This window comes from Streptococcus oralis subsp. tigurinus (genome assembly GCF_002356415.1).
Classification (GTDB): Bacteria; Bacillota; Bacilli; order Lactobacillales; family Streptococcaceae; genus Streptococcus; species Streptococcus oralis_F.
On record NZ_AP018338.1, the window covers coordinates 384,063 to 397,318 of the forward strand.

Here is a 13,256-nt window from a genome sequence, read left to right on the forward strand (position 1 = left end):
GATCCCTTCTCCCACAAAATACAACAGGAAACAGGAGAGATAGAATGCAACTTACAAACAAAAATGTCTTTGTAACAGGTTCAAGTCGTGGTATCGGACTTGCCATTGCTCACAAATTTGCCCAACTAGGCGCTAATGTAGTTTTGAATAGTCGCGGAGCAATCTCAGAAGAATTGCTGGCTGAGTTTTCAAACTATGGTGTCAAAGTAGTACCGATTTCAGGTGATGTTTCAGACTTTGCAGATGCCAAGCGTATGGTAGATCAAGCGATTGCAGAACTCGGTTCTGTTGATGTCTTGGTCAACAATGCTGGGATCACTCAAGATACGCTTATGCTCAAGATGACCGAAGAAGACTTTGAAAAAGTGATTAAGATCAACTTGACAGGTGCTTTCAACATGACGCAAGCAGTCTTGAAACAGATGATCAAGGCACGTGAAGGTGCGATTATCAACATGTCTAGTGTGGTCGGTTTGATGGGAAATATCGGACAAGCCAACTATGCAGCTTCTAAAGCAGGTTTGATTGGTTTTACCAAGTCAGTTGCACGTGAAGTTGCCAATCGCAACGTACGCGTAAATGCTCTTGCACCAGGAATGATCGAGTCAGATATGACTGCTGTTTTGTCTGATAAGGTCAAGGAAGCGACGCTAGCACAAATCCCAATGAAGCGTTTTGGACAAGCAGAACATATCGCAGATGCCACGGTCTTCTTAGCCCAACAAGATTATTTGACTGGACAAGTTCTCGCTGTTGATGGCGGACTTAGCATGTAAAAAATAAGGAAAGATATAGGTAAGACAGATGAAACTAAATCGAGTTGTAGTAACAGGTTATGGATTGACCTCTCCTATCGGAAATACTCCAGAAGAATTTTGGAACAGTTTGCAAACTGGGAAAATCGGGATTGGAGAAATCACTAAGTTTGACCATAGCGAATTTGCTGTGCACAATGCGGCAGAAGTTCAAGATTTCCCCTTTGATAAATACTTTGTCAAAAAAGATACCAACCGTTTTGATAACTATTCTTTGTATGCCTTGTACGCAGCTCAAGAAGCGGTGACAAATGCTAATCTTGATGTAGAAGCAATCGATAAAGATCGCTTTGGTGTCATCGTGGCTTCTGGTATTGGGGGAATTAAAGAAATCGAAGACCAAGTTATCCGTCTTCACGAAAAAGGCCCAAAACGTGTTAAGCCATTGACACTTCCAAAAGCCTTGCCAAATATGGCTTCGGGAAATGTTGCCATGCGCTTTGGAGCAAACGGTGTCTGTAAATCAATTAATACAGCCTGTGCCTCATCAAATGATGCTATTGGCGATGCCTTCCGTTCAATCAAGTTTGGTTTCCAAGATGTCATGTTAGTAGGTGGATCAGAATCATCTATCACTCCTTTTGCCATCGCTGGTTTCCAAGCATTGACTGCCCTATCAACTACAGAAGATCCAACTCGTGCTTCTATTCCGTTTGACAAAGACCGTAATGGTTTTGTGATGGGAGAAGGTTCTGGAATGCTGGTTCTTGAGAGTCTTGAACATGCTGAAAAACGTGGCGCAACTATCTTGGCTGAAGTAGTTGGTTATGGAAATACCTGTGATGCTTATCATATGACTTCACCTCATCCAGAAGGTCAGGGTGCAATCAAGGCAATTAAATTAGCTTTGGAAGAGGCAGAGATTTCTCCAGAACAAGTGGCTTATGTCAATGCCCATGGAACTTCAACTCCTGCTAATGAAAAAGGAGAAAGTAGTGCCATTGTAGCTGTTCTTGGTAAAGAAGTACCAGTATCTTCAACCAAGTCCTTTACAGGACACTTGCTTGGTGCTGCAGGGGCAGTAGAAGCCATCGCTACAATTGAAGCCATGCGTCATAACTATGTACCAATGACGGCTGGAACAAGTGAGTTATCAGACTATATCGAAGCGAATGTCGTTTATGGACAAGGCTTGGAGCAAGAAATCCCTTATGCTATTTCAAACACTTTTGGTTTTGGTGGACACAATGCGGTTCTTGCTTTCAAACGTTGGGAGAATAAATAATTATGAATTTAAATGAGATCAAGGACTTGATGGCTCAATTTGACCAATCAAGTTTGAGAGAATTTTCTTATAAAAATGGAACGGACGCATTGCAGTTTAGTAAGAATGAAGCAAGAATGGCTTCTGAAGCACCAGCTCAAGTTGCTCCAGTGCCAACTGCAGTAGCTGCAAGTCCAGTAGTTTCTGCCCCTTCAACTCCAGTAGAGAGTTCTGTGGAAGAAGCTCCAGCACCAGCTGAAACGACGGTTGCTCCAGAGGGTGATGTTGTTGAAAGCCCACTTGTAGGGGTGGCTTATTTGGCTGCTGGACCAGATAAACCTGCCTTTGTCACAGTTGGAGACAGTGTTAAAAAAGGTCAGACTTTGGTGATCATTGAAGCCATGAAAGTCATGAATGAAATTCCTGCACCTAAGGATGGTGTGGTGACAGAAATTCTCGTTTCAAATGAAGAAATGGTTGAGTTCGGTAAAGGATTGGTACGCATCAAATGATCGATATTCAAGGAATCAAAGAAGCTCTACCCCATCGCTACCCCATGCTCCTAGTGGATCGTGTCTTGGAAGTGAGCGAGGATACCATTGTTGCCATTAAAAATGTGACAATCAACGAACCTTTCTTCAATGGTCATTTTCCTCAATACCCAGTTATGCCAGGTGTTCTTATCATGGAAGCCTTGGCTCAGACTGCTGGTGTCTTGGAATTGTCCAAACCTGAAAATAAAGGGAAACTGGTCTTCTATGCTGGCATGGATAAGGTTAAGTTCAAGAAGCAAGTTGTACCAGGTGACCAATTAGTCATGACGGCAACCTTTGTGAAACGTCGTGGTACGATTGCCGTGGTTGAAGCAAAGGCTGAAGTAGATGGCAAGCTTGCAGCGAGTGGTACTCTTACCTTTGCAATTGGAAACTAAGGAGGATCTCCATGTTTCGTAAAATTTTGATTGCCAACCGTGGTGAGATTGCGGTTCGCATTATTCGAGCTGCGCGTGAATTGGGCATTGCGACCGTGGCAGTTTATTCAACTGCTGATAAGGAAGCCCTTCACACACTCCTAGCGGATGAAGCTATCTGTATCGGACCTGGTAAGGCGACAGAATCTTATCTCAATATCAATGCAATTTTGTCTGCTGCGGTCTTGACAGAAGCAGAAGCCATCCATCCAGGTTTTGGATTTCTTAGCGAAAACTCCAAATTTGCCACGATGTGTGATGAAGTAGGGATTAAGTTCATCGGCCCTTCTGGTGCTGTGATGGATACCATGGGAGATAAGATCAATGCGCGTGAGCAAATGATCAAGGCTGGGGTTCCAGTTATCCCAGGATCTGATGGTGAAGTTCACACGGCTGAAGAGGCGCTTGCAGTTGCAGAAAAAATTGGCTATCCAGTCATGCTTAAGGCATCGGCAGGTGGTGGTGGAAAAGGGATTCGTAAGGTTGAAAAGGCAGAAGACTTGGTCGCAGCCTTTGAGACAGCATCCAGTGAAGCTAAGGCCAATTTTGGAAATGGCGCTATGTATCTTGAGCGTGTGATTTATCCAGCTCGTCATATCGAAGTTCAGATTCTTGCAGATCAAGAGGGTCATGTTGTCCATCTTGGTGAACGGGATTGTTCACTCCAACGGAATAACCAAAAGGTCTTAGAAGAAAGCCCATCCATTGCGATTGGCAAAACCCTTCGTCATGAAATTGGTGCTGCAGCCGTTCGTGCAGCAGAGTCTGTAGGCTATGAAAATGCAGGAACGATTGAATTTCTGCTCGATGAAGCGAGTGGCAATTTCTACTTCATGGAAATGAATACTCGTGTGCAAGTTGAACACCCAGTCACAGAGTTTGTTTCAGGTGTTGATATCGTGAAGGAGCAGATTCGCATTGCTGCCGGGCAACCTTTACCTTTCAAACAAGAAGATATCGTCCTACGAGGTCATGCTATCGAGTGCCGGATCAATGCAGAAAATCCAGCATTTAACTTTGCTCCAAGTCCAGGTAAAATCACCAACCTCTACCTTCCAAGTGGAGGAGTTGGATTGCGTGTAGACTCTGCAGTCTATCCAGGTTATACCATTCCTCCTTACTATGATAGTATGATTGCCAAAATCATTGTTCATGGGGAGAATCGTTTTGATGCCTTAATGAAGATGCAACGGGCACTTTATGAACTTGATATTGAAGGAGTACAAACCAATGCAGACTTCCAGTTGGATCTGATTTCAGACCGCCGAGTTATCGCTGGTGACTACGATACTTCCTTCTTGATGGAAACTTTCTTGCCAAAATACCAAGAAAAAGAATAGACTTTCAAATAGTATGAGAACTAAAAGGGGGAGTTATGGCTCTATTTAGTAAAAAGGATAAGTATATTCGGATCAATCCTAACCGTTCCGTAAGGCAGAAACCACAAGCCAAGCCTGAGGTTCCGGATGAACTCTTCTCCCAGTGTCCTGGTTGTAAACACACCATTTACCAAAAGGATCTTGGGAGCGAACGAATTTGTCCCCATTGTAGCTATACTTTCCGTATTTCAGCTCAGGAACGCTTGGATTTGACGATTGATTCTGACACCTTTGTGGAGATGTTTACGGGTATTGAAACTCAAGATCCATTAAACTTTCCTGGCTACCAGAAAAAACTAGCTAGTATGCGTGAAAAGACAGGTTTGGATGAAGCAGTACTGACTGGTACAGCTAGCATCAAGGGACAAAAAGTTGCCCTTGGGATCATGGATTCAAACTTTATCATGGCTTCTATGGGAACCGTTGTGGGTGAAAAAATCACGCGCTTGTTTGAGTATGCAACGGTAGAAAACTTGCCAGTCGTTCTCTTCACAGCTTCTGGTGGAGCCCGTATGCAAGAAGGAATCATGAGCTTGATGCAGATGGCTAAGATTTCTGCGGCAGTTCAACGTCATTCCAAGGCAGGACTTTTTTACCTAACTATTTTAACCGATCCGACAACAGGTGGGGTGACCGCTTCTTTTGCTATGGAAGGGGATATTATCCTAGCGGAGCCACAGAGTTTGGTTGGTTTTGCTGGACGTCGTGTTATCGAAAATACAGTTCGTGAGACCTTGCCGGATGACTTCCAAAAGGCAGAATTTCTGCTTGAACATGGATTTGTTGATGCAATTGTCAAACGGAGAGAATTGCCTGAAACAATTGCTAAATTAGTAAGATTGCATGGAGGAAGTCGCGGATGAATATTGCAAAAATAGTCAGAGAGGCACGCGAGCAAAGTCGCTTGACAGCCCTTGATTTTGCCAATGGCATCTTCGATGAGTTTATCGAATTGCATGGAGATCGCTCTTTCCGAGATGATGGTGCGGTCATTGGTGGAATTGGCTGGTTAGGTGACCAAGCAGTCACAGTCGTCGGTATCCAAAAAGGGAAGAGTCTTCATGATAACCTCAAACGAAATTTTGGGCAACCTCATCCAGAAGGCTATCGTAAGGCTCTTCGCCTGATGAAACAGGCAGAAAAGTTTGGCCGTCCAGTTGTGACTTTTATCAATACGGCGGGTGCTTACCCAGGTGTTGGAGCCGAGGAACGTGGACAAGGTGAAGCAATTGCCCGAAACCTGATGGAAATGAGTGACCTCAAGGTTCCAATCATTGCGATTATTATCGGTGAAGGTGGATCTGGTGGGGCCCTAGCTCTAGCCGTAGCTAACCGTGTCTGGATGTTAGAAAACTCAATCTACGCCGTACTTAGCCCTGAAGGATTTGCCTCTATCCTTTGGAAGGATGGAAGTCGTGCTATGGAAGCGGCGGAGTTGATGAAAATCACTTCACATGAACTCCTAGAAATGGGAATCGTAGACAAGGTAATCTCAGAAGCAGGGCTGTCAAGTAAAGAACTGCTAGGTTGCGTTAAAAATGAATTGCGTGCAGAACTAGATAGATTGCAAGAACTACCACTCGACCAACTTATCGAAGAACGTTACCAACGCTTTAGAAAATACTAAGAAAACTTAAAAGCTAGAACAATTTGTTCTAGCTATTTTGATAATAGAGCATGGATAAACATGAATACTCTAGATAAATAAGAAAAACAATCAATGGTCTATCCTCTATATTGCCCTAATAGAGAGTTTACCATTAGGAGAGAAAGAATGAAAAAGACAATACATTTAGGAATCTGTATGATTTTAATGTTCCTGTACATTTATTTAACGCCATTAGGGGCTATAACTCTAGCTAGAACCTTTGGTTTAGGAATGGACAGCTATATAATCTTCCTAGTTGGAGAAGTGTTGCTTATTTTCTTTTTATTCGTTTTGTGGTTGAAAAAGAAGAAGATGCTCTTTATCTTCGACAAAAAGGGTTGGTGCTGGTCTTATCTCGCTTTCTTAGTGGCTTGTTTCCTTATCTATTCTTTTTTAAATGGATTTAGAATGCAGAATATTCGATTGATTGACCATAGCTTTATTTTCCAAGACCTTCTTTCAGAACTTTACTTAAACGGGAGAGAAACGACTCTATCAAGTCTTATATTTTTAATCTTTAACATTTCGATTGTACCTGTTGTTGAGGAGACAATCTATAGGGGTTATTTTATGAATACCTTCTTTCCGAAGTCGGAGTTTTATTTGGATGTGATCTTGTCTTCTTTCATCTTCGGGCTCAGTCACTTAGTTCTATCTCATCGTGACCCCATCAGTCTCATCATTTATAGTATTCTTGGTCTTCTATTTACAGTTGTTTATCGAGTTACGGGTAGTCTTCGGTTTACCATTGTTTGTCATAGTTTCTATAATGCAATTCCCTATGCTCCGTCGATCTTATTTTATATCTATTATTTGATTTTTAGATAGTAGGAAGTTAGGAGATAAAGAAAAAAGCGTTTGATATCTGTCAAACCTTTTTCTAATTTGATGGGGAGATAGAGAAATCTCTTTTATCAATTTCTTATTTCTCAATGAGTAACGCTACCATTTAGGGTGAAAAATTGACAGTTGAGGAGATAGACTATAAAATAGACAAAAAGATATGTACTGTAGATGTAAGCTTACAAAAATTTATTTTAAGGAGCTACTTGATATGACAGGTACAGAAACATTTACAGTTCTTTCATCTGAGGACTTAGAACAAGTTTCAGGTGGTGGCATGATTTGGTTGGTTGATGATTATTATTGGAGTTGGCCTTATGCTTACAGCATTGCAACTGATTCAAGTACAATATGTACTAGAATGACTGGTTATGGTAACGGAATTATACCTTAATGTTCTAATAATTTAAAGGGGTAAGTATGAAAAAACTAGGGCATTTGGGAGTCTATACATCACTGGTATTTCTATCGGTTTATCTACCAGAGTTGGGGATTATGCATTTAACTAAGTTTTTAGGATGGGGGATAGATGGCTATTCTATCTTTTTAACAGTTGAAGTAATAGCTCTTTTGCTATTATTTATCTACTGGCTCCAAAAGAAAGAGATGCTCTATGTTTTTGAAAAAAAGGGTTCAAAGAAGTCAAAATTCTTTTACCTTGTAGTTGGTCTAGTGGCTACTTATTTTGATCGTCAATTGGTGGATGCTTTTCAGTTACAGTTTCATCACCTAATTGATAACAAGTATATCTTTCAAGACCTTCTTTCGATTCTATACTCCAATGGTCAACCAACTTTTCTATCAACTGTTCTCAGTTTTAGTTTAACAGTAATCGTCGGACCTATATTAGAGGAACTGATTCATAGAGGGTACTTTATGAATACCTTCTTTCCCCAATCCAAGTACTATCTGGATGTTGTCCTATCTGCTCTTATCTTTGGACTTAGTCATTTAATCCTAACTCACCGAGATCCTATCAGTTTGATTATTTATAGTTTGGGCGGCCTCTTCTATGCCCTTGTCTACCGTTGGACAAAGAATCTAAAAATCACCATCCTGTGCCATAGTTTTTTCAACTTTCTCATTTATGCAAAACCTATTTGGATTTTTGTTTATAATTATGTCTATTATCATTTTTTTAGATAGTGGAAGTCAAACACTTTTTCTAATTTGATAGGAAGTTAGAGAAATCTTTTTTATCAATTTCTTGTTTTTCAATGAGTAAAGCTACCATTCAGGACGAAAAATTGACAGTTGAGGAGATAGACTATAAAATAGACAAAAAAGATTTATACTGTAGATATAAGCTTACAAAAATTAATTTTAAGGATGTGCTTGCAACGGCAGGTACAGAAACATTTACAGTTCTTTCGTCTAAAGACTTAGAGCAAGTTTCAGGCGGTCTTGCTATTTGGGAAAATGGTTGTGGTAGATGGGTTATATTATAGAAAATTTGCTCCCTATATGGGGCAAGGAGCACTTAATTCTTATAGGGATGCTTGGAAGTACGGTTTCCAAGCAGGATAATCTTTCAAAAAAGAACGATGAAAAACACAAAGAAACTAAGACAATTTGGAATATTTTTGCTTATTATTTTACTATCTACCTATTTACCGCAAATAATTGGTTTGTATGTGACGATAATTTTAGGGTTAGGCGCTGATGTCTACTCTCTTATTTTAACAATGGGATTAGTAGGAAGTTTCCTTCTATTAATTTGGTGGTTAAAAAAGAAAAAGATGCTCTTTATCTTTGAGAAAAAGAGCTGGAACTGGTCAACTATCTTTTACTTGTTTGCATGTTATGTGGTTCATCAGATTCTCGGTAATTTTTGGGCACGTTTTGCTCATTTGATTAATCATAGGAATATTCATGATGTCTATTTTGCGGTGGTACTTTCAAATGGACAACCAACTGTTCTATCTACAGTTCTTAGTTTTATCTTAACAGTCGTTATTGGTCCTATTTTGGAAGAGACGCTTGATCGTGGGTATTTTATGAACACCTTCTTTACTAAGTCAAAGTTCTATTTAGATGTCATCTTATCAGGCCTTATCTTTGGACTTAGTCATTTGATCCTATCTCACCGAGACCCAATTAGTTTATTATATTATAGTCTGATTGGTCTCTTTTTTGCCCTTGTTTATCGTTCTACCGACAATCTGAGATTAACGATTCTCTGCCATAGTTTTTTTAACTTTCTCAATTATGCAAAACCTATCTGGATTTTTGTTTACAATTATATCTATTATCATTTTTTTAGATAGTGGGAGGCAAAGAAAAAAGCGTTTGATAGCTGTCAAACACTTTTTCTTTTTACTATTCTTCTGTTACAAACTGGCTGAGCAGTCCATTGATAAAACGGGCAGATTTTTGATCTGAGAAGTCCTTTGCAAGTTCGATAGCTTCATTAACAGCAACCAGCTGAGGGGTGTCAAATGAAGTGATTTCAAAGACTCCCAAGCGAAGGAGGTTTCTCTCCACGAGCGTTAAACGTTCGATGGTCCAACCTGCTTTTAAATGCTGTGTGATTTGCTTGTCTAGTTCTTCCTTTTTAGCTTGAACACCAGAAACTAGCTCTGTCAAAAAGGCTGGAAGTTGCACATCAGTATCTTCACGATCATGAGTATAGGCGAAACGACAAGCAGTTTCGACATCCGTACCGAACTCAAGGCTCATGAGAGCTTGAAAAGCGCATTTACGGAGTTGGCGTCTAGATTCTAATAGTGGACTAGTCATTGAGGAAGTCCTCGTCAAATAGATCTTTCAATTCTGGTTTTGGTGTTTTATCTGGAACGATACCTGCAACGTGGATATTGATAGCAGCGAGTTCTACATCAGCCATATTGCGGACTGCATCTTTGACAGCTTTCTGGATCGCAACAGCTACCTTAGGAACTTTTACTCCGTACTCAAGGTAGAGATAGATATCTGCTGTGAGCTCTTCGTCCACGTTTTTAAGATAAACACCACGGCCAAGAGAAAGTTTTGAAAGGGTGTCAGATACTGATTTGTTTGAAAAAGAGTGTACACCCTCTACTTTTGCAGTAGCAATAGCAATGATTTTTTCAAGTACACGTGGGGCGATAACGATTTCGCCAAGTTGTTCTTCAATTCCCATAGAATGACCTCTTTCTAGAGATTAGGCACGAGAAACGTAAGTTCCTTCTGCAGTGTTGATAACGAGTTTTTGTCCTGCTTCGATGAAGTCTGGAACGTTTACGACAAGTCCAGTTTCCATCGTTGCTGGTTTACCAGAACCTGTAACAGTAGCACCTTTGATAGATGGTTGAGTTTCTGCAACTGTCAATTCAACAGTAGTAGGAACTGTGACACCAATCACTTCAGTTCCGTAGAATTGGATCTTCACATCTGAGTTTTCAAGGATGTAAAGCAATTCGTTTTCAACGTTGACTACAGGGATTTCGTATTGGTCGTAAGTTTCTGTATTCATGAAGTAGGCTGTGTCATCCATTTTGTACAAGTATTGAGCTGGGACAGTCTCGATAATAGCTTGTTCAAATTTTTCCTCTGGACGGTAGCTTGTGTCAAATGTAGAACCAGTACGGACATCACGCAATTTCATACGCATGATCGTGTTTCCTTTACCTGGTTTGTGGTGGCTAGCTTCCAAAACGCGGATCAATTTTCCGTCAGCTGTTTCAAAGGTCATACCAGCCTTTAATTTACTTGCTTCAATCATGTTTTTACCTCTTTAATAAAATAATTTACTCTTTATTGTACCATAAAAGACAACATTACTCAAATGTCAGAAGGAGCTTAATTAGTTGACTGGTACGATATTTCCATCTTCGTCTTTGGTAACGAGGACGTATTTTCCATCGACTTCGATGTAAAAATTCTTGCTGGCAGTTTGTCCAGTATTTTGAGCCTGTGCTTGATTTTGGACTTGTTGGCTGAATTGACCACCCAGAGTTTGGCCAAGATTCATGCCCATAAACATGTTCATCCCATTGCCATTTCCTTCGTTGGCAGCTGCAGCAATAAGCGCTTCGTTGCGAGCACGGCGTTCTTCGATTTCAATCGTGTTGTACTTCATTGCCACCAGCTCACTATCAAGCTTGCGAACGATATCAAGACTTTCTTGGTCGTAGCTGAGGTCTTCAAGCAAGATATTAGTTGCTTCAATTCCGTAGAGGCCTGTCCAAACCTTGTTGACCTCTTGTTTAGCGAGTTCGTTAAAGGTATCTTGGTTGGCATTGAGGCTATAGATATCAACCTTGTTTTCGTTGGTATATTTGGCAATGGCAATTGCGATTTTTGGTGCGATATTTTGACGGAGCGTTCCTTGAGCAACATCCTGAAGAGTATATGGTTGGCTATCTGTAATTTGCTGACTAACAGAGCTCACATAGAAGAGAACTGGATCCGCGATTTTTACATCAAACAAGCCATAGAAACGGATGTTGAGCAGTTGTTGGTAACGTTCACTGAAATATTCGACCGCATTTTGTGTGCCGAACTTATTGCCCGCGATAGGTTGCATGCGGATAAAGATAATTTCCTGTTGGGTGATGACTTGTCCACCGAAAGAGAAACGATTTTTAAAGTTTTCCCAAGTACCTTTTAAGCCACCTTTTTCAAGGAGCCAAGCGTTATCACCAGCTTGCCATTCGTGGTTACCAGCTTCGAGGACGTCGCCAAGGAAGGTACCGTTATTTACCAAAACAGCGCTATAGCCTTGAGGAACGATAACCACACTGCCGTCCGACAAGAGGCCTGTATTTTGATTGCTGTGACGAGAACGTCCATCGGGGTCTTTTGTGAGTAATTGTCCCTTGATGGCCAAGGCATCGCCAGAGACATTGTCTGGAAGGACAATGGCTTCCTTGAATTTACTGTCATTAAAACTATTTAAGCCTGCTGATAAGGCTGCACGTATAAATCCCATAATTCCTCCTAATTATATAGTTCGTCTTCATCCACAACATCGTAGGTATCGAGTACCCATTGGTTTGGACTGCGTGTTAATTCAGCACCGCAATAGTCACATTTGCTAATAGCTGATATTTTCAGTGGCGCGCCACAGTTTGGACAGTGGTCGCTGACGGCATCCTCTTGAACAGTTGATTCAGTTTGGCTACCGTGTTTGCGAATAAAGTTCAATTGATACACGGTGAAGAGATCTTTTTTAGGATCTCCTTCAAGTACACGACGACTCTCATCGTCAATGACATAGTCCCGCAAGGTAGACGATAGGATTACTACTAAGGTATCGTTTCCGTCAGGATTTTCAATGAACTCCTTGATGCGAACATTTTCGATACACACTTTCTCTAAAACATTGGTTGTTTTAGCACGAATATGGTCCTCAAGTTGGGTACTGTGTTGAGAGTAGAGACTGGTACTTTCCAAAGCGCGGACAGAGTTCCAATTTTTCTCAGTCCAGGCAACCTGCAATTTAAGGTAGACTTCCTTAACCCAAGATGTGAAGGCTTCCGCGTCAAAGTTTGGATCCCCATATTTCACACGACTAATGGCCAGTGTGTTATGTTCAACTCGACGATGGAGCGTTTGAGAATCATTACTAGTGTAGGTTGAACTCGAATCTCCAGACTTATTCTGCAAGGATTTGACGATAACAACTAGTATGATTCCTCCGACTAATATGAACATAAATCCTAGATAGGGAGAGCTAGCAGAACTGTCAGAGGATGATCCATATCCAGAGCGGTAGTAGTGGTAGGATGAGCCACCAGAACGACTTCCACCTCCACTTGAGCGGCTACTACTTCTGGAGCTACTGCGGCTGCTCCCTCCACTTCTGGAATGTCCGACACCCGCATCAACGATTTGAGGCACGGATAGAAAAACAAGTAATAAACAGGTCATTAAAAGAGCGTAAAACTTTTTCATGTGTCCCCTAACTATATGATTGAAAAGGTAGAATTCTGAATTCGAATGATTATTAAACTATTTAATAACCTTTAAAAATAATCTGATATATACTAGGCGTTATTTACTAGCATTTAGCTTCTTTATGGAATGGCGTTCGATGAGCCATCCCACAATCCATCCTATTGCTAGCAAGTAATTTTCAAAAGCACCGATAGCATTTACAGGAGAGTGATACTCCATATAATTGAGTAAGTGATTTGTTCCTATTCCAATTCCGCCAATAATGAGAGCAAGAAGTGCGATTCGTAGATAGAACCAATCGTATTTAATATTGATAGCGAGAATAATAATCAATACAGCTAAATTCCATATTCCAATTTCTCGTTGCCAACCAGCAGATATTCCGTACCCGGAGTGGCTTCCCATGTACGATGGAAAGAAAATTTGTAGTATAGAAGCGCCTAACATAGCGATGATGACTAAGACAAATAGCAATCGTAAAAATTTGTTCATTTATTCTCCTTGTCTCATTCTCGTC

At 40.8% G+C, this 13,256-nt stretch carries 17 protein-coding genes and 1 pseudogene; 12 read left to right on the forward strand and 6 right to left on the reverse strand.

The features are described from left to right. The first annotated feature begins 44 nt into the window (after positions 1 to 44). The 12 genes and pseudogenes from fabG to STO1_RS01995 all read left to right on the forward strand — a co-directional run bounded on the left by fabG (position 45) and on the right by STO1_RS01995 (position 9,126). Positions 45 to 776, forward strand: a complete 732-nt coding sequence (gene fabG / locus STO1_RS01940) for a 3-oxoacyl-[acyl-carrier-protein] reductase (RefSeq protein ID WP_096421710.1) — start codon at positions 45 to 47, stop codon at positions 774 to 776. A 28-nt stretch (positions 777 to 804) separates the two neighbouring features. Beyond that, complete coding sequence (fabF, locus tag STO1_RS01945) at positions 805 to 2,040, forward strand: beta-ketoacyl-ACP synthase II (RefSeq protein WP_057488697.1); 1,236 nt, start codon at positions 805 to 807, stop codon at positions 2,038 to 2,040. 2 nt (positions 2,041 to 2,042) lie between these two features. Next, positions 2,043 to 2,531: an acetyl-CoA carboxylase biotin carboxyl carrier protein gene (accB, locus tag STO1_RS01950; protein WP_096421712.1), complete on the forward strand. Its 489-nt coding sequence runs from the start codon at positions 2,043 to 2,045 to the stop codon at positions 2,529 to 2,531. Then, positions 2,528 to 2,950, forward strand: coding sequence for a 3-hydroxyacyl-ACP dehydratase FabZ (gene fabZ, locus STO1_RS01955; RefSeq protein WP_000565515.1), 423 nt, complete (start codon positions 2,528 to 2,530; stop codon positions 2,948 to 2,950). Before accB ends, fabZ begins: the two co-directional genes overlap by 4 nt. An 11-nt stretch (positions 2,951 to 2,961) precedes the next feature. Beyond that, complete coding sequence (gene accC, locus STO1_RS01960; protein WP_000488663.1) at positions 2,962 to 4,329, forward strand: acetyl-CoA carboxylase biotin carboxylase subunit; 1,368 nt, start codon at positions 2,962 to 2,964, stop codon at positions 4,327 to 4,329. Positions 4,330 to 4,364: 35 nt separating this feature from the next. Continuing rightward, entirely contained in the window at positions 4,365 to 5,231 is an 867-nt protein-coding gene (accD, locus tag STO1_RS01965; RefSeq protein WP_001173376.1) for an acetyl-CoA carboxylase, carboxyltransferase subunit beta, read from the forward strand. Then, positions 5,228 to 5,995: an acetyl-CoA carboxylase carboxyl transferase subunit alpha gene (locus STO1_RS01970; RefSeq protein ID WP_001017372.1), complete on the forward strand. Its 768-nt coding sequence runs from the start codon at positions 5,228 to 5,230 to the stop codon at positions 5,993 to 5,995. Before accD ends, STO1_RS01970 begins: the two co-directional genes overlap by 4 nt. 147 nt (positions 5,996 to 6,142) lie before the next feature. Beyond that, entirely contained in the window at positions 6,143 to 6,844 is a 702-nt protein-coding gene (locus STO1_RS01975) for a CPBP family intramembrane glutamic endopeptidase (protein WP_096421714.1), read from the forward strand. Between the two features lie 226 nt (positions 6,845 to 7,070). Beyond that, positions 7,071 to 7,253, forward strand: a complete 183-nt coding sequence (locus STO1_RS01980; RefSeq protein WP_007520576.1) for a hypothetical protein — start codon at positions 7,071 to 7,073, stop codon at positions 7,251 to 7,253. Positions 7,254 to 7,279: 26 nt separating this feature from the next. After that, positions 7,280 to 8,005 carry a CPBP family intramembrane glutamic endopeptidase gene (locus tag STO1_RS01985; protein WP_096421716.1) on the forward strand — a complete coding sequence of 242 codons (726 nt, stop codon included), beginning with the start codon at positions 7,280 to 7,282 and terminating at the stop codon, positions 8,003 to 8,005. Positions 8,006 to 8,190: 185 nt separating this feature from the next. Beyond that, a pseudogene (briC, locus tag STO1_RS01990) lies at positions 8,191 to 8,386 on the forward strand (biofilm-regulating peptide BriC). Between the two features lie 17 nt (positions 8,387 to 8,403). Then, the gene (locus tag STO1_RS01995; protein WP_096421718.1) at positions 8,404 to 9,126 is read left to right on the forward strand and encodes a CPBP family intramembrane glutamic endopeptidase; all 723 of its coding nucleotides are present in this window, start codon (positions 8,404 to 8,406) and stop codon (positions 9,124 to 9,126) included. 52 nt (positions 9,127 to 9,178) lie between these two features. On the opposite strand, the gene nusB is transcribed toward STO1_RS01995, so the two are convergent. The 6 genes from nusB to STO1_RS02025 form a co-directional block, all read right to left on the reverse strand. After that, the gene (gene nusB, locus STO1_RS02000) at positions 9,179 to 9,598 is read right to left on the reverse strand and encodes a transcription antitermination factor NusB (RefSeq protein ID WP_045617622.1); all 420 of its coding nucleotides are present in this window, start codon (positions 9,596 to 9,598) and stop codon (positions 9,179 to 9,181) included. Then, the gene (locus STO1_RS02005) at positions 9,591 to 9,980 is read right to left on the reverse strand and encodes an Asp23/Gls24 family envelope stress response protein (protein WP_000510584.1); all 390 of its coding nucleotides are present in this window, start codon (positions 9,978 to 9,980) and stop codon (positions 9,591 to 9,593) included. The genes nusB and STO1_RS02005 overlap by 8 nt, the downstream gene beginning before the upstream one ends. 21 nt (positions 9,981 to 10,001) lie before the next feature. After that, a complete protein-coding gene (gene efp, locus STO1_RS02010; RefSeq protein ID WP_000568640.1) occupies positions 10,002 to 10,562 on the reverse strand; it encodes an elongation factor P in 561 nt (186 codons plus the stop codon). A gap of 81 nt (positions 10,563 to 10,643) precedes the next feature. After that, entirely contained in the window at positions 10,644 to 11,771 is a 1,128-nt protein-coding gene (locus STO1_RS02015; protein ID WP_096421720.1) for an SPFH domain-containing protein, read from the reverse strand. Positions 11,772 to 11,779: 8 nt separating this feature from the next. Next, positions 11,780 to 12,736: a zinc-ribbon domain-containing transport protein gene (locus tag STO1_RS02020; RefSeq protein ID WP_096421722.1), complete on the reverse strand. Its 957-nt coding sequence runs from the start codon at positions 12,734 to 12,736 to the stop codon at positions 11,780 to 11,782. A 99-nt stretch (positions 12,737 to 12,835) separates the two neighbouring features. Continuing rightward, complete coding sequence (locus STO1_RS02025) at positions 12,836 to 13,231, reverse strand: hypothetical protein (RefSeq protein WP_001031998.1); 396 nt, start codon at positions 13,229 to 13,231, stop codon at positions 12,836 to 12,838. Positions 13,232 to 13,256 lie beyond the last annotated feature (25 nt).